Consider the following 16,842-nt stretch of genomic DNA (forward strand, 5'->3'; position numbering starts at 1 on the left):
CCACTCATGGCACGCGAGAAGTTCGAAAGGAACAAGCCCCACGTCAACATCGGCACCATTGGCCACGTTGACCATGGCAAAACCACCCTGACGGCTGCCATCACCAACGTGCTGGCATCCCAAGGCATGGCCAAGGCCCAGGCCTACGACGAAATCGATGGTGCCCCTGAAGAGAAAGAGCGGGGGATCACCATCAACACCGCGCACGTTGAATACGAAACCGGCAAGCGTCACTATGCCCACGTGGACTGCCCCGGCCACGCGGACTACGTGAAGAACATGATCACCGGTGCTGCCCAGATGGACGGCGCCATCCTGGTGGTGGCCGCCACCGACGGCCCGATGGCCCAGACCAAGGAGCACATTCTGCTGGCCAAGCAGGTGGGCGTGCCCGCACTGGTGGTGTTCCTCAACAAGAAGGACATGGTCGACGACGAGGAGATCCTCGAGCTCGTCGAACTGGAGATGCGTGAACTGCTCAGCAGCTACGACTTCCCCGGCGATGACATCCCCGTGGTGGCTGGTTCAGCCCTGAAGGCTCTGGAGTACATCCAGGCTGGCAACAAGGCTGAGCGTGGCGCCGACGAGTGGGTCGACAAAATCCTCGACCTGATGGATGCGGTCGATGAGTCGATCCCCGAGCCCGAGCGCGAAATCGACAAGCCGTTCCTGATGGCCATCGAAGACGTCTTCTCGATCACCGGTCGTGGCACCGTGGCCACCGGTCGGATCGAGCGCGGCAAGGTGAAGGTCGGCGAGACCGTGCAGATCGTGGGGATCAGGGACACCCGCGAAACCACCGTCACCGGCGTGGAAATGTTCCGCAAGCTCCTCGACGAGGGCATGGCCGGGGACAACGTGGGCCTGCTGCTGCGCGGTGTGCAGAAGGAAGACATCGAGCGCGGCATGGTGCTGGTCAAGCCCGGCTCCATCACCCCCCACACCAAGTTTGAGGGTGAGGTGTATGTGCTGAAGAAGGAAGAAGGCGGCCGCCACACCCCCTTCTTCGCTGGCTATCGCCCGCAGTTCTACATCCGTACGACCGACGTGACCGGCCAGATCACGGCCTTCACCTCCGACGACGGTGCGAACGTGGAAATGGTGATGCCCGGTGATCGCATCAAGATGACCGGCGAGCTGATCTGCCCAGTGGCCATCGAGCAGGGCATGCGCTTCGCCATCCGTGAAGGCGGCCGCACCATCGGTGCCGGCGTGGTCTCCAAGATCATCGCCTGAGCCTGAGGTAAGTTTCATGGGGTGGGTCCACCGGGCTCACCCCTTACCAGCACCTCGACAATCCAGCTCCATCAGCCCTCCGGCTGGCCAGGCTTGAGCCCCTTGACGACCGTTCCGAGTCTGATCTCCCATGTCCACCGCCATTGCTCAGCAGAAGATCCGCATTCGCCTGAAGGCGTTTGATCGCCGCATGCTGGATCTCTCCTGCGAAAAAATCATCGAAACCGCCGATCACACCGCTGCCACTGCCATCGGCCCCATCCCCCTGCCCACCAAGCGCAAGATCTACTGCGTGCTGCGCTCGCCCCACGTCGACAAGGACTCCCGCGAGCACTTCGAAACCCGCACCCACCGGCGCATCATCGACATCTACAGCCCTTCGGCGAAAACGATCGACGCGCTGATGAAGCTGGATCTGCCCAGCGGCGTCGACATCGAAGTCAAGCTCTGATCCACGGATCAGGGTTCGAGCCTCCAGGTTCTTTGCCCCTGTCACGCCAGCGCGTGGCGGGGGCATTTTTTCTAGGATGGCTAGGCACCTCCTGATCAAGCCATGGGTGAACTGGCCGTACGGGAGCTGCCACTGTTTCCCCTACCCGACGTGGTGCTCTTCCCCCAGGAAGTGCTGCCACTGCACATTTTTGAGCCCCGTTACCGCATGCTGCTGCGCACGGTGATGGCCGGTGACCAGCGTTTTGGGGTGGTGCGCTGGGATCCCCAGACCCAAACCATGGCCGAAGTGGGCTGCTGTGCTGAGATCCTGCACTGCCAAACCCAGGATGACGACCGCAGCAACATCGTGACCATGGGTCAGCAGCGCTTTCGCGTGCTCGACATTGTGCGCGAGGCACCCTTTCGGGTGGGTCTGGTGAGCTGGATTGAAGATGACCCCGAAGCCGGCCCTGCCGAGCTGGATGAACTGGCTGGCATGGTCGGTCAGGCCCTGCGGGACGTGGTGGAGCTCACGGGCAAGCTGATCGGCAAACCCGCCAGCCTGCCCAACGACCTGCCCGAACTGCCCCGGGAACTGTCCTTTTGGATCGGCGCCCACCTGGGTGGCCCCGTGGCCGACCACCAGCAGGCTCTCCTGGAAATCACCGACACCGGCGAGCGGTTGCGCCAGGAGTATGAGCTGCTCGATCAGACCCGCCGGCAATTGGCCGCCCGCACCGTGCTCAAGGACACGTTCCAGCCTCAGTAATCACAGCCCAAGTAATCCCAGCCCCAGTAAGCGGTTTCATGACCCTCCTCAGCTGGCCCCTGGCCGCCACCATCGGGGCTGGAGCGCTCCTTGCCGCGGCCATCGCCGTGGCCACCCGCTTTTGGCTGCAGCGCAGGCGCCGCTATGAATCCAGCGCCAGCGTGGCCGACGCCTACGACCGCTGGACCAATGACCAGCTGCTGGAACGCCTCTGGGGTGACCACATCCACCTGGGCCACTACCTCAACTCCGGGCGAGCCCCAAGCGGGCACCAGGACTTCCGCGCCGCGAAGGAGACCTTCGTGCATGAATTGGTGCGCTGGAGCGGCCTGGACCGGCTGCCCGCCGGGTCGACGGTGCTCGATGTGGGCTGCGGCATCGGCGGCAGCGCCCGCATCCTGGCCCGCGATTACGGCCTCAACGTGTTGGGCATCAGCATCAGCCCTGCCCAGATCGCCCGGGCCCAGGCGCTTACGCCAGCCGGCCTCAGCTGCCGCTTCGCGGTGATGGATGCCCTGGCCCTGGAGGTGGCCGACGCCAGCGTCGACGCGGTGTGGAGCGTGGAGGCCTGCCCCCACATGCCCGACAAGCAGCGCTACGCCGATGAGCTGCTGCGGGTGGTCAAACCCGGCGGCCTCCTGGCCGTGGCCGACTGGAACCGGCGCGACCCCGCCGATGGCGCCATGACCCGCCGGGAGCGCTGGGTGATGCGCCAGTTGCTGGAGCAGTGGGCCCATCCCGAATTCGCCAGCATCCGCGGCCTCCGCCAGCACCTTGAACAGAGTCGCTACGCCGGCGGGATGGCTGTGGACACCGATGACTGGACCCGGGCCACCCTGCCCTCCTGGATCGACTCGATCGCCGAAGGGGTGCGGCGGCCTGGGGCCATCCTCGGGCTGGGGCCTGGAGCGGTGCTGCAGGGCCTGCGGGAAACCCCCACGATCCTGCTGATGCACTGGGCCTTTGCCACTGGGCTGATGCAGTTCGGCGTGTTCCGCGGCGTCAAGCCAGGTTGGTGATCGGGTAAGCACCGAACAGGGCCAGGTGCTCACAAAGGGGGCCCAACTCGGCCAGGGCCGCCTCAAGGGGCGTGGAGCCCTCGGACAGTTCCAGGTCGACGAAAAAGATGTATTCACCCATCTCCCGTTTCGACGGCCGCGATTCGATGCGGCTCATGTTCAGCCCGCGCTGGGCAAAACAGCCCAGTGCCTCGAGCAGGGCCCCGGGCTGGTTGGAGTGGAGCGAGAAGGCGAGGCTGGCCATGGGCCCCTCGGCGTCGCGCGCGCCCCGGCGCAGCAGCAGGAAGCGGGTGCAATTGCCGGCTACATCATTGATCGGGTAAGCCAGCTCCTGCAGCCCGTGCTCCGCAGCGGCCTGCCGTGAGGCCACCGCCGCCCGGAAGCGGCTGCCGGCCACCATGCGGGCGGCTTCGGCGGTGGAACTGGTGGGCAGCTGCAGGGCCTGGGGCAAGTGCTCCGAGAGCCACTGGCTGCACTGAGCAAGGGCCTGGGGGTGGGAGAGCACCTCACTGACCCCCTCAATCGGACCACTGCCCAGCAGGGCGTGGCGGATCGGCAGCACCAGGGCACGGGCCACCGTGAGATCCGGATGCTCCCAGAGCGCATCCAGACAGGCGGTCACGCCTCCCTCCACCGAGTTTTCCACCGGCACCACGGCGGCGTCACAACTGCCCTGGGCCAGGGCCTGCACCACGGCCCGAATCCCGAGTTGGGGCACCAGCTCAGGGTTGGCGATGCCCTCGAGCTCCGCCAATTGCCGGGTTGCCTGCTCGCCGTAGGTGCCGGCCGGGCCGAGGAAGGCAAAACGCATCGTTTCCAGAAACCGAGGAAAGCCCCCGACGGAGGGCCGATAGGATCATGCCGCGCCGGCCCGCAGGCCATGCCCCTGGCCTTCAGCGCCAGTCAGCAACTGCAACTTGACGTAAGCGTCCAGCCCGAACGGCTGGCCTCCTACCTGCAGGATCAGGACCGCGTCGTGAAGGCCCTACTCGACCCGAGCCAGCTCGAGCCCATCGGGCCCGGCCGCTACCGCTATACGGTCACCCAGCTGCAGGTGTTCCAACTGCAGATCCAGCCTTTGGTGGACCTGCGCACCAGTCTGGAGCCAGGGCGGATCGTGCTGGAGGCCACCGATTGCGAACTGGAGGGGCTTGGGCTGGTGGACGATTTCCAGCTCACCCTGGGCTCCTGGCTGGCGGCGGGAGCCCGTGGATTGGAAGGCGAAGCCACGCTCGCGGTGGCGGTGAGCCAACCGCCCCTGTTGAAACTGATCCCAGCCAAGGTGCTGGAGGCCACGGGCCGTTCGCTGCTGGCGGGCATCCTGCTGGGCATCAAGGGCCGGGTGGGCCAGCAGCTGCTCAGCGACTTTCAGGACTGGTGCCAGGAGCACTGAGCGTCAGCCGACCCAGAAAGCTGAGGCGGTGCAGCGGGGTGGGTCCCCATTGCGCCAGCGCCGCAAGGTGCTGGGCCGTGCCATAGCCGGCATGGCGCTCCAGTCCGTAGCCGGGGTAGCGCTGAGCCAGGGCGGTGATCAGGCTGTCGCGGGCCTGCTTGGCCAGCACGCTGGCCGCCGCAATCGCCAAGCAGTGGCTGTCGCCGCGCACCAGGGTGGTTTGCTCGCCGCGCCAGCCCCGCAGGGGCAACACCCCATCGACGATCACCAATGCGGGCGAGCGGGGCAGCTTCTGCAGGGCACGGTGCATGGCCCGCTCAGTCGCCAGCCGGATGCCATGGCGATCGATCTCCGCCGCCGACGCCTGGCCAAGGGCCCAAGCCGCCGCCCACTGCTCGATGGCCGGCACCATCGCCGCACGGCGACGGGCGGTGAGTTTCTTGCTGTCGGTGAGGCCCAGCTCGCCCAAGGGGGCCAGGGCGGCAGCGGGAAGGACCACGGCAGCGGCAAAAACCGGGCCAAACAGGCAACCACGTCCCACCTCATCCACCCCAGCACAGGCGGCCGGATCCCGGCCTTGCCAGGGATCCGGCAAGGCCAACTCAGCTGGAGGCCGAGGAGCGGCGGCGGCGGCGGCGGGGTTCCCCGGAGTCATCCAGCTCTGGCTCCACAACCGCAACGGCAGTGGAGGTGGCCCCGGTCTTGGCGATCGTCTTGGCAGCTGAGGCTGCCACCGAACTGCGGGTGCGTCCGCGGCGGGCCGGCACCTCCACCTCCGGAGGGGCAATGCTGGTGGTGCTGGGCACCGACACCGTTACCACCGTTTCCGGTTCGCTGAGTTCAGGCAGGGGCGTGATCTCGACCGGAGCTGGAGGAGCCGCTGCCGAGCTGCTCAGCTGCTGACCCGTGCCGTTGGATGGGGCTTCACCTGCCTGGAAGTCGGACGTCGCGGAGCCACCGCCCCGACCACCCCGCCCCCGCCGGCGACGGGAACCACTCGCCGCCAACTGCTGACGGGCTTCCTCGAGCACCGCGTCCGCATCGACGCCGGGACGCACCACCCGCACCACGACGTTGTCGCCGGCGGGGGGCTGCTCCAGCAGCAGGGCGGGGTTGAGGCCCATCCAGCCAAACACCAATTCCTGGTCGGCATCCATCGGCACGGCCACCAGCTCGTGGTCGAAGCGGCGCGGTGCTGGCTCCGTGCTGGCAGCGGCACTGGCCCGTGGGACCTCAACGACAACGGGGGTCTCGAAGCCATCCGGCGCGCTAGTGGCTTCCGGCAATTCGGCGCCACCACGGCCGCCACGACCACCGCGGCGGCGGCGGCCAGAACCGGCCTCGGGGGTGCCAGGGCTGAGCACCTCAGCCCGGGCCGATGCCGCTGAGCGCACCAGGCCGGTGAGGGTCGCCAGGGGCTGGAGGGTGTCCTTGCCGGGCAACACGGCCACATGGCCCAAGCCACCGCAGCTGGGGCAAGCACGCCCGAACAGCTCGTAGATGTTCTGGCCCTGGCGCTTGCGGGTGAGCTCCACCAGACCGAGCTCGGTGAGCTGGGCGATCTGCGGCCGGGCGGCGTCATCGCGCACGGCCTGGGTGAAGTGCTCCAGCAGCTGCAGCTGATCGCGGCGCGACTCCATATCGATGAAGTCGATGATCACCACGCCGCCAATGTTGCGGAGCTTGAGCTGGCGGGCGATCTCCACGGCCGCCTCACAGTTGGTCCAGAGCACCGTCTCGCGGGAATTGGCGGAGCGGGTGAACGACCCGGAGTTGACGTCGATGACGGTGAGCGCCTCGGTGGGCTCGATGATCACGTAGCCGCCGGACGGCAGATCCACCCGCGGCTTGAGGGCATCACGAATGGCGGCGTTGACCTTGAAATGCTCGAGGATCTCCGACGACTCGGTGTGGGCCTCCACCAGCACGTTGGTGTGGTCGGAGCCCAGGAAGGCATTGGCCCGAGCAACCGCTTCGGGGGTGTCGACCACGACCCGCACCAACTCCGGGCTGTAGAGATCGCGCAGCACGCGATGCACGAAGTCTTCGTCGCGGTTGAGCAGCACCGGTGGGTTGGCACTCTCGGCAGCGGTCTGGATGCCCTCCCACTGGCGCAGCAGGGTTTCGAGGTCGTCGATCAGCAGCTCTTCACTGACCCCCTCGGCTTCGGTGCGGATCAACAGACCCGCCCCGGGCGGCTTGATCAGCACCCCGAGGGCCCGCAGACGGTTGCGTTCGTTTTCGCCGTTGATCCGGCGGGAGATGTTGACGCCCTGGCCCTGGGGCTGCAGCACCAGAAAACGCCCGGGCAGGGCGAGGTTGCCGGTGAGCCGGGGGCCCTTGGTACCCGTGGGCTCCTTCATCACCTGCACGAGCACCTTCTGGCGGGGCTCCAGCAGCTCGGTGATGCCAGCGGCACCCTTGCGCAGCCGCAAGGGGCCTAAATCGGTGACATGAATAAAACCATTTTTCTCGCTTTCGCCGATGTTGACGAAGGCAGCATCGATACCCGGCAACACGTTTTCAACGGTGCCGAGGTACACATCTCCGATCTGATAGCGGCCCTGGGCCACCACCAGTTCATCAACACGTTCGTCGTTGAGAACCGCGGCGATCCGCAGTTGCTCGGCAATGACGATCTGCTGGGGCATAGGGAAAGGGAAAGGGCCCGATGGGCCCGACCAGGGGGGAAAGCAGTGAAAGGATCTGGCTGAAGCAGATCTGAGGCTGGACGAGGCGGAACCGGATAGGGCTCAGCCGATCCCGGATGAAGCAATGCGGATAAAAAATGCAGTAGGGCTGTGATCAGCCCTTCAAATCAAGCGGCCTGAACTGAAATGGCCTGAAGCAACCGAGATGTCGGAGGAACCGGACAGCCCGGGGGCGTTGCTGCGAAAATGCTGTTCTGAATCAGCCGCGCATCAACTGCCGCGGAACAACTTTCAGGAGAGGAACTTCTTGAAAGCGGTGGGGCGAAGACTGGGGCAGGGTTGCCCGGGGGCGGTGAAACCAGCGAACCTGGCTACCGGCAGCAGTTGGCATCCGAGAAACGTCGGATTCAACGAGCTATTCGCCTTAAGACGAAATTAGCACGGGCTTCAGGAGCAAGGCCTGGCGGCGCAGGGCTGTCAGGGTCAGGGATTGGCCCAGGCGCTCAGCGATCCAGTGCTGCACCTGCTCGGGCCGCAGACTGCGGCCCGAGGCATCGATCGCCGCCCGCAAGCTGCACCGTTGAGCGCCGTCTATTGCTGACGTCATTTGCAGCTCCAACAGAAAGGGACGGCAGTCCCGGCTGCGGGGGCGGCCTTTTTTATCCGTGTCGTGCCAGATCAAGCTCTCGGCAGCCAGCAGCGTGGCGCGCGCCTGCTGCCACTGCTCCGGCGTTACGCCCTCTCCCGCCTCGGGCTGGAGCACGAAGCTCCACTGGGCGGCCTCCAGCTCCTGGGACAAGCTCACCCCAAACACAGGGACCCGGGCCGCCGAGAGCAGCTGGAATTCGGAGGGAAGCTGCGGTTGCAGCTGCTCCCGCACCACTGCGGGATCCACCGCTTGCGTGAACTCCAGGTCGAGCCACTCCCCATCCCCCTCCACCCCCAGGGGCAATGGCAGGGCCAACTGCAGACGCGGCAGGGGATGGAAGCCACCGGTGAAGCTCACCGGCAACCCCGAACGGCGCAGGGCCCGCTCCAGCATCCGCAGGGTGTCGAGGTGGCTAATCAGGGCTAGGGAGCCGGTTTTGGTGAAACCGATCCGCAGCCGGTCCACCCGCTCGCTGGCCGGGGCGCGCTGGGGCAGCGCGACCGGAATCGCCGGCGGCGGAATCACCACGTTGTGGCCAAGCTCCGGACCACACACGCCGCAACTGCTGCATCCCTCGAAAGAACAGTCGGGCAGCACCGCCGCGGCCAGGGCCCGCTGCAGATCTTCGGCCAGCCAGCGCTTGTCGAGGCCGGAATCGATGTGGTCCCACGGCAGGCTCTGGCGGCAGAAGGCCTCCAGATCCGCCGTCTCCATCGCCTCAGCCGCACTCCAGGCGCCGAGCTCCAGCTGGCGGTAGCGGCCACCCAGGCCGGCAGCCTCGATCGCGCCGGTCCAGGCGGCGTAGCTGCGCTCGGCCGATTCAAACCAGGCATCCAGCCCCGCCCCAGCCCGCCAGGCCGCCTCAATCACCGCGGCGAGGCGCCGGTCGCCGCGACCCACAAAATCTTCCACCGCCGAAAGGCGCACATCAGTGAAGTTGGTTTTGAGGCCGCGCAGCTGACGCAGGGCCCGGCGCAACAACTCCTGACGGCGCCGAAACTCCTCGGTGCTGACGCTGTGCCACTGGAACGGCGTGTGGGGCTTGGGCGTGAAATTGCTGATCGTCAGATTGAGCTCCAGCCTGCCCAGATCCGCGCATTGCCGCTGCAGGGCCTGACAGGTGTCGGCGATGCCGAGCACGTCGGCGTCGGTTTCCCCCGGCAGGCCGATCATGAAATAGAGCTTGACCTTGCGGTAGCCGTTCTCCATGGCCGTGCGAATGCCGGCCAGCAGCTCGGCATCGGTGAGCCCCTTGTTGACGATGTCGCGCAAGCGCTGGCTGCCGGCCTCCGGCGCAAAGGTGAGCCCGCCCTTGCGCGCCCCACCAATGATGTGGGCGATGTTGGCGTCGAAGCGATCCACTCGCTGGCTGGGCAGGGTGAGGCTCACGTTCTTGTCGGCTAGCCGGTTGCGCAGCTCGACGCCCACCGCCGGCAGGGCCAGGTAGTCGGAGCAGCTCAGCGACAGCAGCGAGAAGTCGCTGTAGCCGGTGCGGCGCATGCCCTCGTCCACCGCTTCCACCACCGCCTCGGGCTCCACGTCGCGGGCGGGGCGGGTGAGCATGCCGGGCTGGCAGAAGCGGCAACCGCGGGTGCAACCGCGGCGGATCTCCACCGTGAGCCGGTCGTGCACGGTTTCGATGTGGGGCACCAGGCCCATGGCGTAGTGGGGCATGGGCGTGGCGGTGCGCCGCTGCACCCGAGCCGGGGCGCCTGGTTCGAGCGGCTCGAGGCTCACCCCATCGGGCCCGGGGCCGTAGAGGCTGGGCACGTAGACCCCCGGCACCTGGGCCAGATCCCGCAGCAGCGCTCGGCGGCCCAGACCGGCAGCCCGGGCTTCAGCCACCACCAGGCCGATCTCCGGCAGCAGCTCCTCACCGTCGCCAAGAGCCACAAAGTCGAAGAAGGCGGCGAAGGGCTCGGGGTTGCTGGTGGCGGTGGGCCCGCCGGCAAAGATCAGCGGTGGCGCATGCGGATGAGCCAGGGGCAGGTCGCCGCGGGCGTCCGCCCGGATGGGGATGCCGGCGAGCTCCAGCATCTCCAGGATGTTGGTGCCGCCCAGCTCGTAGCTGAGCGAGAAGCCGAGGATGTCGAAGGCCGCCAAAGGCCGGCGGCTCTCCACTGCAAACAGGGGCGCGCCGCGTTCGCGCAGGCGGGCGGCCAGATCCGGCGCCGGCAGGTAGCTGCGATCGCACAGCTGGCCGGGAACGGCATTGAGGATCGAATAGAGAATGATGTGGCCGCTGTTGCTGGCACCCACCTCGTAGACCTCGGGGTAGGTGAGCGCCCAGCGCACCCCGGCTGAGGGCCAGTCGGCCTCCCAATCACGGGGTTGCACCCCCAGCTCATTGCCTAGGTAGCGAGCCGGCTTGCTGATGCCCAGGTCGACCAGAGCGGCGAAATCGACGGGTGCGTCGACGGGAACGGCGACGGTCACGGGCGCTGGCGGCTGGGGTGCAGCCTTGATCGTATGGAGGCCACCGCCGCATAGGACAATCGCCCCAACGTTCAACGGGCCCGGCGGCGGCCCACACCGCAGCAATGGCCCAGGTCAACGGCAACTACCTCAAGCTCAAGGCGGGCTACCTGTTTCCCGAGATCGCCCGGCGGGTGAAGGCCTTCAGCGAGGCCCACCCCAGCGCGCCGATCATCCGCCTGGGCATCGGCGATGTCACCGAGCCGCTGCCCGAGGCCTGCCGCACTGCCATGAAGGCCGCCATCGATGAGATGGGCACCCGCGAGGGCTTCCACGGCTACGGCCCCGAGCAGGGCTACCTGTGGCTGCGTGAAGCGATCGCCACCAACGATTTTCAGGCCCGCGGCTGCCAGATCAGCGCCGAGGAGATCTTCGTGTCGGATGGCTCCAAGTGCGACAGCGCCAACGTCCTCGACATCCTCGGCTCGGACAACCGCATCGCCGTGACCGACCCGGTGTATCCGGTGTATGTGGACAGCAACGTGATGGCGGGCCGCACCGGCGACGCCGATGACGCTGGCCAATACGGCGGCCTCACCTACCTGCCGATCCATGCCGAGAACGGCTTCACCGCCCAGGTCCCGACGGAGAAGGTGGATCTGATCTACCTCTGCTTCCCCAACAACCCCACCGGTGCGGTGGCCACCAAAGAGCAGCTGAAGGCCTGGGTGGATTACGCCCGCGCCAACGACGCCCTGATCCTGTTTGACGCGGCCTACGAGGCCTTCATTCAGGACCCCTCCCTGCCTCACTCGATCTACGAGATCGAGGGCGCCCGCGAGTGCGCCATCGAATTCCGCTCCTTCTCCAAAAACGCCGGCTTCACCGGCACCCGCTGCGCCCTCACCGTGGTGCCCCGCGGCCTGATGGGCACCGCCGCCCATGGCGAGCGCGTGGAGCTGTGGGGCCTGTGGAACCGCCGCCAGTGCACCAAGTTCAACGGCGTGAGCTACATCGTGCAGCGCGGTGCCGAAGCCGTGTATTCGGCTGAGGGCCAAGCCCAGGTGAAGGCTCTGATCGCCTTCTACATGGAGAATGCCGCGATCATCCGCCGCGAGCTCAGTGAAGCTGGCCTGCAGGTGTATGGCGGCGAGCAGGCCCCCTACGTGTGGCTGAAGACACCGGATGGAGTCGATTCCTGGGGCTTCTTCGATCTGCTGCTCAACAAAGCCAACGTGGTGGGCACTCCCGGCAGCGGCTTCGGCGCCGCCGGCGAGGGCTACTTCCGCCTCTCGGCCTTCAACAGCCGCGCCAATGTGGAAGACGCCATGCGGCGCATTCGGGCCCTTTAATGGAGCCGTCGTCATGACACCAGCGGCCATGACCTCCGTAGCCAGCGACCAGCCCTTAGCTAGCGACCCACCCATCGCCACCCAGACCCCCAGCCGCGAAAGCGGCGGCGCCGCCGTGCTGGAGAAGGCTCCAGAACGGGTGCGCCAGCCCCAGCGGCGCTACAAGGTGCTGCTGCACAACGATCCAGTGAACTCGATGGAATACGTGGTGTCCACCCTGCGGCAGGTGGTGCCCAGCCTGAGCGAGCAGGACGCCATCGCTGTGATGCTCGAGGCCCACAACACCGGCGTGGGCCTGGTGATCGTGTGTGACATCGAACCGGCTGAGTTCTACTGCGAGAGCCTCAAGGCCAAGGGCCTCACCAGCACGATCGAGCCCGAGGAATGAAGCCCCATTGGTGGGGCACGCTGCTCTATGTGCCCGTTTTGTACGGGCTGGGCTGGCTGGCCAGTCGCCCCCTGCTGCTGCTCGCCCCCAGCTGGCGCACCGATCAGGTGGACCTCGCCGGGCTCGCCGTCTCGCTGTTGCTGCTGCTGCTGACGCTGCCGCTGCGGCTGCGGCGCGTGTGGCAAGACCCCCAACCCTGGCAGCGTCTGGGGCTGGCGGTGCCGTTGGCATTAGCCCTGCGCAGTGGAGTGCGCGGCCTACTCAAAGCGCTGGTGCTGTTGCTGCTGGTGGCGGCGGCCCTGGTGCTGGCGGGCCAGGCCCAGTGGCTCGGGGAGCTCAACAGCGCCCTGCTGATCAACGGGCTGCTGTTGCTTGTGGGGGTCGGATTTGCCGAAGAGCTGCTGTTTCGCGGCTGGCTCTGGGGTGAGCTGGAGTTGCAGGTGGGGGCCCGCCGGGCACTGCTGCTGCAGGCGCTGATCTTCGCCCTGCTGCACCCCTGGTACCGCGCTCCGGGTCTGGAGGCGGTGGGTCTGCTGGGGGGACTGATCCTGCTGGGGTTGGTACTGGCCCTGCAGCGCCGCGCCGATGGCGGCTCCCTCTGGGGCGCCATCGGCCTGCATGGCGGCCTGGTGGGGGGCTGGTTTCTGGTGCAGAAGGGGCTGCTGCAGATCTCCCCGGCCGCACCCGGCTGGTGGGTGGGGCCCGGCGGCGCCGACATCAACCCGATCGGTGGTCTAATCGGCTGGATCGGCCTGGCGGCCCTGCTCTGGGCGCGGCGGCACTGGTGGGCCCAACCCCTGCCATAATTGCTATCAAAGACGCTATCAATCAGAGCCATGGCCCAGGTGTTGATTCGTCAGCTCGACGATCAGCTGGTGGAACGGCTACGGCAGCAAGCCAAGCGACGCGGGCTCTCCCTCGAGCAATCCCTGCGCGACATCCTGCGCCAAGCAGCCGCCGAGCCCGCCCAACTGCTGGACGACCTGGCCCGGCTACGCAGCCAAACCCCAGCCACTGGACGGGAGCTCGACGTAGCAGAGCTGATTCGTGAGGGCCGTGAGCAGCGCTAAGGCCTTGGTTTTGGATGCATCGGTGCTGTTTGGCTGGTTTGCCAACTGCCGCACCACCGCTCCTGCTCTTGCGTTGTTGGAAGCCACCACCGTGGAGCAACGGCTGGCGCCCGATCTGGTGCTGATCGAGCTGCTCAATGCCGGCTGGAAAAGCCACCGCGCCGGAGTGATCACCACCGAGCAGTTTGAGGCGATGGCCACCCACACGCCCCAGCTCCTGGGAGCCATCGTGCCCAGTGGAGAGCTTCTGGAGGCCGCCTGGCGCTGGTGCACAATCCTCGACCACCCTGCCTACGACTGCCTTTATCTGGCCTTGGCCGAACGTCGGCAAGCACCCCTGATCACCGCCGATCAACGGCTCCTGCAACGCCTCAACAATCTGGGAGCTCCAAGCGATCTGGCGATCGATCTCAACGCTTGGGCCCTGCCCATCGCGTAATCAACGCAGCCACCCGCTTCAACGCACAGCCGTAGCCAGCGCCCGCCGCCCCTCCACCGGCGCATGCAGCGCTTCCTCCAGGGGGGCCAGCCCGTAGTCGCGCTCCAGCAGCGCCATCACCGTGCGGCCGAAGTCGCCGGGGTTGGTGTCGAAAGCCTCGAGGCAGATGCGGCCGAAGGTGCTACCCATCGGCTCGGGATTCCAGAGCATCTTGCGGGCGTTCCACGGCATCATGCTCATCGGGTTGTAGCCCGGCTGGATCAGGCCCTGATCGAAGCCGTATTGCTCCAAATGCGTGTGGGGCTGCAGGCCGATGAAGAAGATCGCCGGCTCCACCTTGTCGGCCCCGAAGATGCGCTCGAGCTCGCGGTGATAAGCCACAGTCTGGCGGATCGTTTCGGGCCGCTCGTCGATCACGTTGAACGAATAGTTCACCGACACGTGCTCACGAAAGCCCGCCCGCGCCAGCATCCGACAGCTCTCTAAAACAGTGCGCAGGTTGTACCCCATGCGCATCTTGCGCACGAGCTCCTGGGATCCTGAGGTGATGCCGATCTCGAAATACTCCATGCCCGTGGCCACCATCAGCTCGGCCAGCTCGGCATCGAGGTTGTCGGCGCGGATGTAGGCGGCCCAGCGGATGTCATCCCAGCCCTGGGCCTGAATCGCGCGCAGCAGCTGCTTGGCATCCTCGATGTAACGCCGCGCCGGGATGAACTGGGCATCGGTGAACCAGAAGCCCCGCACCCCTTTGGCGTAGAGCTGGGCCATCTCGGCGATCACCTCCTCCACCGGGTTCACCCGCACCGCCTTGCCTTCCACCACCGTGTAGACGCAGTAGCAACAGTTGTGGGGGCAGCCGCGCTTGGTCTGCACGCCCACGTAGAAGTCGCCACCGTCGAGATACCAATCCAACTGGGGCCAGATCTCGGCGATGTAGGCGTAGTTGCAGGCAGTTTTCTCCATGCCCGCCGGTTGCTCGTGGATCAGCCCCGGCCGGGGCTCTTCACCCACCACAAAGCAGCGCTCCCCCGCCAGAGAGTCGCCGCGGATCAGCTTCTCCAGCAGCGGCTCCCCTTCCCCCACCGAAACCACCGTGCCCTTGGGCAACCGGCGACCCAACTGCTCATAAAACACACTCACGGCGCCCCCGCCGAGCACAGCCGTGGCCTGGGGCTGGTAGCGCCGGGCCCGCTTCAGACCACGGCGCACCAGGCGCAGGTTGCGCCACAGCTCGCCATAAAAAGAGCCCATCAGGCGCAGGCCGCCGAGGGCACCGCGCAGGCGCTTGAGGGGATTGGCGGCATAGAACACCTCAAAGGAGTTCTGCAGCGGATTGCCGCCGCGCCCGTCCACCGGCGCATAGATCTGGATGTCGCGCCAGGAGAACACCAGCAGGCTGGGGCGGAACTGCTCCACCGTGGCCAGCAGCACCCGCTCCACATCCAGCAGCGGCACGGCGGCCAGATCGAGAATCCGCTGCGGAATCGCCGGAAACTGCTTGTGGATGTGATCGGCCAGGTACACCGGGCCGATCGGGAAGATGGGGTTGCAGGGCAGGCGCACCAGCAGCACTCGCTGATCGCGCGTGGCGCTCACGGCCATGGACTCGTGGGTCCGGAGGAGCTGGACGCTAACAAGTGTGCTTCGGTGCGGTGGGCCTGGCGCTGCAGGGCCGGCGGCAGCCAGTGGCGCCAGGCAGGGTGCACGCACAACCTCGGCACCAGGCTGAAACCGGCGCGCTCCAGCACAGCCGCCAACCATGCCGGGGTGGGCTGGGGAAAGGCGCGGTTGATCACATCGCTGCTGTCGATCCCGCCGAGATCGTCGATGCCGGCGGCCAGTGCATCGGGCAGGGCCTCCAGAGGCCAGAGGTTGGGGGGCAGTTGCAGATGCACCTCCGGCGGCAGGATCGCTCGGGCCTCCGCGATGGTGACGAGCAGGTCGGCCTGCTCAGCAGCGGTGAGCAATTCGGCTGCGGCACCGTCGGGCCGAAAGGGCTGCAGGATCACCTCCTGCAGATGTCCCCAGCGTTGCTGCAGGTGGGCTAGCCGCTCTAACCCCGCGCGGCGGTCGGCGTGGCTCTCGCCCACCCCGAGCAGCAGCCCGGTGGTGAAGGGAATCCCCAGGCGGCCAGCCTGTTCCAATTGGCCGAGGCGCACGGCCAGCCGTTTGCTGGGGGCGTACCGGTGCAAGGCGTCGTAGGCGGGGCCGAGGCCCTCCAGCATCAATCCCATCGAGGCGTTGAGGCGACCCAGGGCGGCCATCTCCGCCAGCGACAGGGGGCCAGCATTGGTATGCGGCAATCTCCCCTGCGCCCACGCCAACCGGCTGAGGGCCAGCAACCGCTCAAACCAGGCACGCCGCTCGGTCGCATGGGGCGCCACCTCGCCGCTGAGCAGCAACACCTCCGTCGCCTCGGGCCGAGCCACCAGAAGGGCCTGGGCGGCGGCATCGCTAAGGGCATCAGCGAGGTTGTCCGCAAGGGGGCCTGCGGGGTCGGGCGGGCGCCGAAAACTGCAGTAGCCGCAGGCGTTGAAGCAAAACCGGGTGGGCACCAGGGTGACGCTCGGGCTCCACGTAATCGGCCGTGCCGCCGACCTCAGAACTCCCGGCTCATCAGCTGCGCTGATCAGAGTCATCAGCAGGCCTGCGGCATCCAGGCCGCGGCTCTCTCACCATCACCGCAATCTTCCGTTACAGTTGCGAGCGACGGGATTCCGTCCGGCTGTTTTCGCTGCTGCCCTTTCGGCAGATCGGATTCCCGCCTTCCATACCCGTTCCTCTGGAACACCCTTCTCTCGTTCTCATGACAACCACAATTCAGCAGCGCCAAGGCGCTTCTGCGTGGAACCAGTTCTGCGAGTGGGTCACCTCCACCAACAACCGCCTCTATGTGGGCTGGTTCGGTGTGCTGATGATCCCCTGCCTCCTGGCTGCCACCATCTGCTTCATCGTGGCGTTCATCGCCGCTCCCCCTGTCGACATCGACGGCATCCGTGAGCCCGTCGCCGGCTCCCTGATGTACG

At 66.8% G+C, this 16,842-nt stretch carries 16 protein-coding genes and 1 pseudogene; 11 read left to right on the forward strand and 6 right to left on the reverse strand.

Annotation, left to right across the window (positions count from 1 at the left end; all coding sequences use genetic code 11):
• The first annotated feature begins 6 nt into the window (after positions 1-6).
• The 4 genes from tuf to CJZ78_RS06515 all read left to right on the forward strand — a co-directional run bounded on the left by tuf (position 7) and on the right by CJZ78_RS06515 (position 3,456).
• Positions 7-1,236, forward strand: a complete 1,230-nt coding sequence (gene tuf / locus CJZ78_RS06500) for an elongation factor Tu (RefSeq protein ID WP_094560090.1) — start codon at positions 7-9, stop codon at positions 1,234-1,236.
• A gap of 130 nt (positions 1,237-1,366) precedes the next feature.
• A complete protein-coding gene (rpsJ, locus tag CJZ78_RS06505; protein ID WP_006910513.1) occupies positions 1,367-1,687 on the forward strand; it encodes a 30S ribosomal protein S10 in 321 nt (106 codons plus the stop codon).
• Between the two features lie 102 nt (positions 1,688-1,789).
• Entirely contained in the window at positions 1,790-2,437 is a 648-nt protein-coding gene (locus tag CJZ78_RS06510) for an LON peptidase substrate-binding domain-containing protein (RefSeq protein ID WP_094560091.1), read from the forward strand.
• Between the two features lie 38 nt (positions 2,438-2,475).
• A complete protein-coding gene (locus CJZ78_RS06515) occupies positions 2,476-3,456 on the forward strand; it encodes a methyltransferase domain-containing protein (protein ID WP_094560092.1) in 981 nt (326 codons plus the stop codon).
• Here CJZ78_RS06515 and pheA read toward each other — a convergent pair.
• A complete protein-coding gene (pheA, locus tag CJZ78_RS06520) occupies positions 3,440-4,267 on the reverse strand; it encodes a prephenate dehydratase (RefSeq protein WP_094560093.1) in 828 nt (275 codons plus the stop codon). The two genes, CJZ78_RS06515 and pheA, sit on opposite strands and share 17 nt — an antisense overlap.
• 69 nt (positions 4,268-4,336) lie before the next feature.
• Here pheA and CJZ78_RS06525 point away from each other — a divergent pair, with 69 nt between their 5' ends.
• Entirely contained in the window at positions 4,337-4,849 is a 513-nt protein-coding gene (locus CJZ78_RS06525) for a DUF1997 domain-containing protein (protein WP_094560094.1), read from the forward strand.
• Here the strand turns inward: CJZ78_RS06525 and CJZ78_RS06530 are convergent.
• From CJZ78_RS06530 to CJZ78_RS06540, 3 genes are all read right to left on the reverse strand, one after another.
• On the reverse strand, positions 4,815-5,504 hold the full coding sequence (locus tag CJZ78_RS06530) for a ribonuclease HII (protein ID WP_094560095.1): 690 nt from the start codon (positions 5,502-5,504) through the stop codon (positions 4,815-4,817). The two genes, CJZ78_RS06525 and CJZ78_RS06530, sit on opposite strands and share 35 nt — an antisense overlap.
• Positions 5,452-7,500: an Rne/Rng family ribonuclease gene (locus CJZ78_RS06535; RefSeq protein WP_094560096.1), complete on the reverse strand. Its 2,049-nt coding sequence runs from the start codon at positions 7,498-7,500 to the stop codon at positions 5,452-5,454. The genes CJZ78_RS06530 and CJZ78_RS06535 overlap by 53 nt, the downstream gene beginning before the upstream one ends.
• 424 nt (positions 7,501-7,924) lie before the next feature.
• Positions 7,925-10,585, reverse strand: coding sequence for a TIGR03960 family B12-binding radical SAM protein (locus CJZ78_RS06540; RefSeq protein ID WP_094560097.1), 2,661 nt, complete (start codon positions 10,583-10,585; stop codon positions 7,925-7,927).
• Positions 10,586-10,689: 104 nt separating this feature from the next.
• Between CJZ78_RS06540 and CJZ78_RS06545 the strand changes: the two genes are divergently transcribed.
• From CJZ78_RS06545 to CJZ78_RS06565, 5 genes are read left to right on the forward strand one after another with little or no spacing between them, the layout of a single operon-like run.
• A complete protein-coding gene (locus CJZ78_RS06545; RefSeq protein ID WP_094560098.1) occupies positions 10,690-11,916 on the forward strand; it encodes an LL-diaminopimelate aminotransferase in 1,227 nt (408 codons plus the stop codon).
• Positions 11,917-11,944: 28 nt separating this feature from the next.
• Entirely contained in the window at positions 11,945-12,304 is a 360-nt protein-coding gene (gene clpS, locus CJZ78_RS06550) for an ATP-dependent Clp protease adapter ClpS (RefSeq protein ID WP_094560099.1), read from the forward strand.
• Complete coding sequence (locus CJZ78_RS06555; RefSeq protein WP_094560100.1) at positions 12,301-13,110, forward strand: CPBP family intramembrane glutamic endopeptidase; 810 nt, start codon at positions 12,301-12,303, stop codon at positions 13,108-13,110. The genes clpS and CJZ78_RS06555 overlap by 4 nt, the downstream gene beginning before the upstream one ends.
• 30 nt (positions 13,111-13,140) lie before the next feature.
• Positions 13,141-13,374, forward strand: a complete 234-nt coding sequence (locus tag CJZ78_RS06560; protein ID WP_094560101.1) for a hypothetical protein — start codon at positions 13,141-13,143, stop codon at positions 13,372-13,374.
• A complete protein-coding gene (locus tag CJZ78_RS06565; protein ID WP_158217046.1) occupies positions 13,361-13,813 on the forward strand; it encodes a type II toxin-antitoxin system VapC family toxin in 453 nt (150 codons plus the stop codon). The genes CJZ78_RS06560 and CJZ78_RS06565 overlap by 14 nt, the downstream gene beginning before the upstream one ends.
• A gap of 18 nt (positions 13,814-13,831) precedes the next feature.
• On the opposite strand, the gene CJZ78_RS06570 is transcribed toward CJZ78_RS06565, so the two are convergent.
• Together CJZ78_RS06570 and cofG are read right to left on the reverse strand one after the other, a co-directional pair.
• Positions 13,832-15,418, reverse strand: coding sequence for a photosystem II high light acclimation radical SAM protein (locus CJZ78_RS06570; RefSeq protein ID WP_094560103.1), 1,587 nt, complete (start codon positions 15,416-15,418; stop codon positions 13,832-13,834).
• Positions 15,409-16,455, reverse strand: coding sequence for a 7,8-didemethyl-8-hydroxy-5-deazariboflavin synthase subunit CofG (cofG, locus tag CJZ78_RS06575; protein ID WP_094560104.1), 1,047 nt, complete (start codon positions 16,453-16,455; stop codon positions 15,409-15,411). The genes CJZ78_RS06570 and cofG overlap by 10 nt, the downstream gene beginning before the upstream one ends.
• A 167-nt stretch (positions 16,456-16,622) precedes the next feature.
• Between cofG and CJZ78_RS06580 the strand changes: the two are divergent.
• A pseudogene (locus tag CJZ78_RS06580) lies at positions 16,623-16,842 on the forward strand (photosystem II q(b) protein); the annotation flags it as partial.

It is taken from the genome of Synechococcus sp. 8F6 (genome assembly GCF_002252665.1).
Lineage (GTDB): Bacteria > Cyanobacteriota > Cyanobacteriia > PCC-6307 > Cyanobiaceae > Cyanobium_A.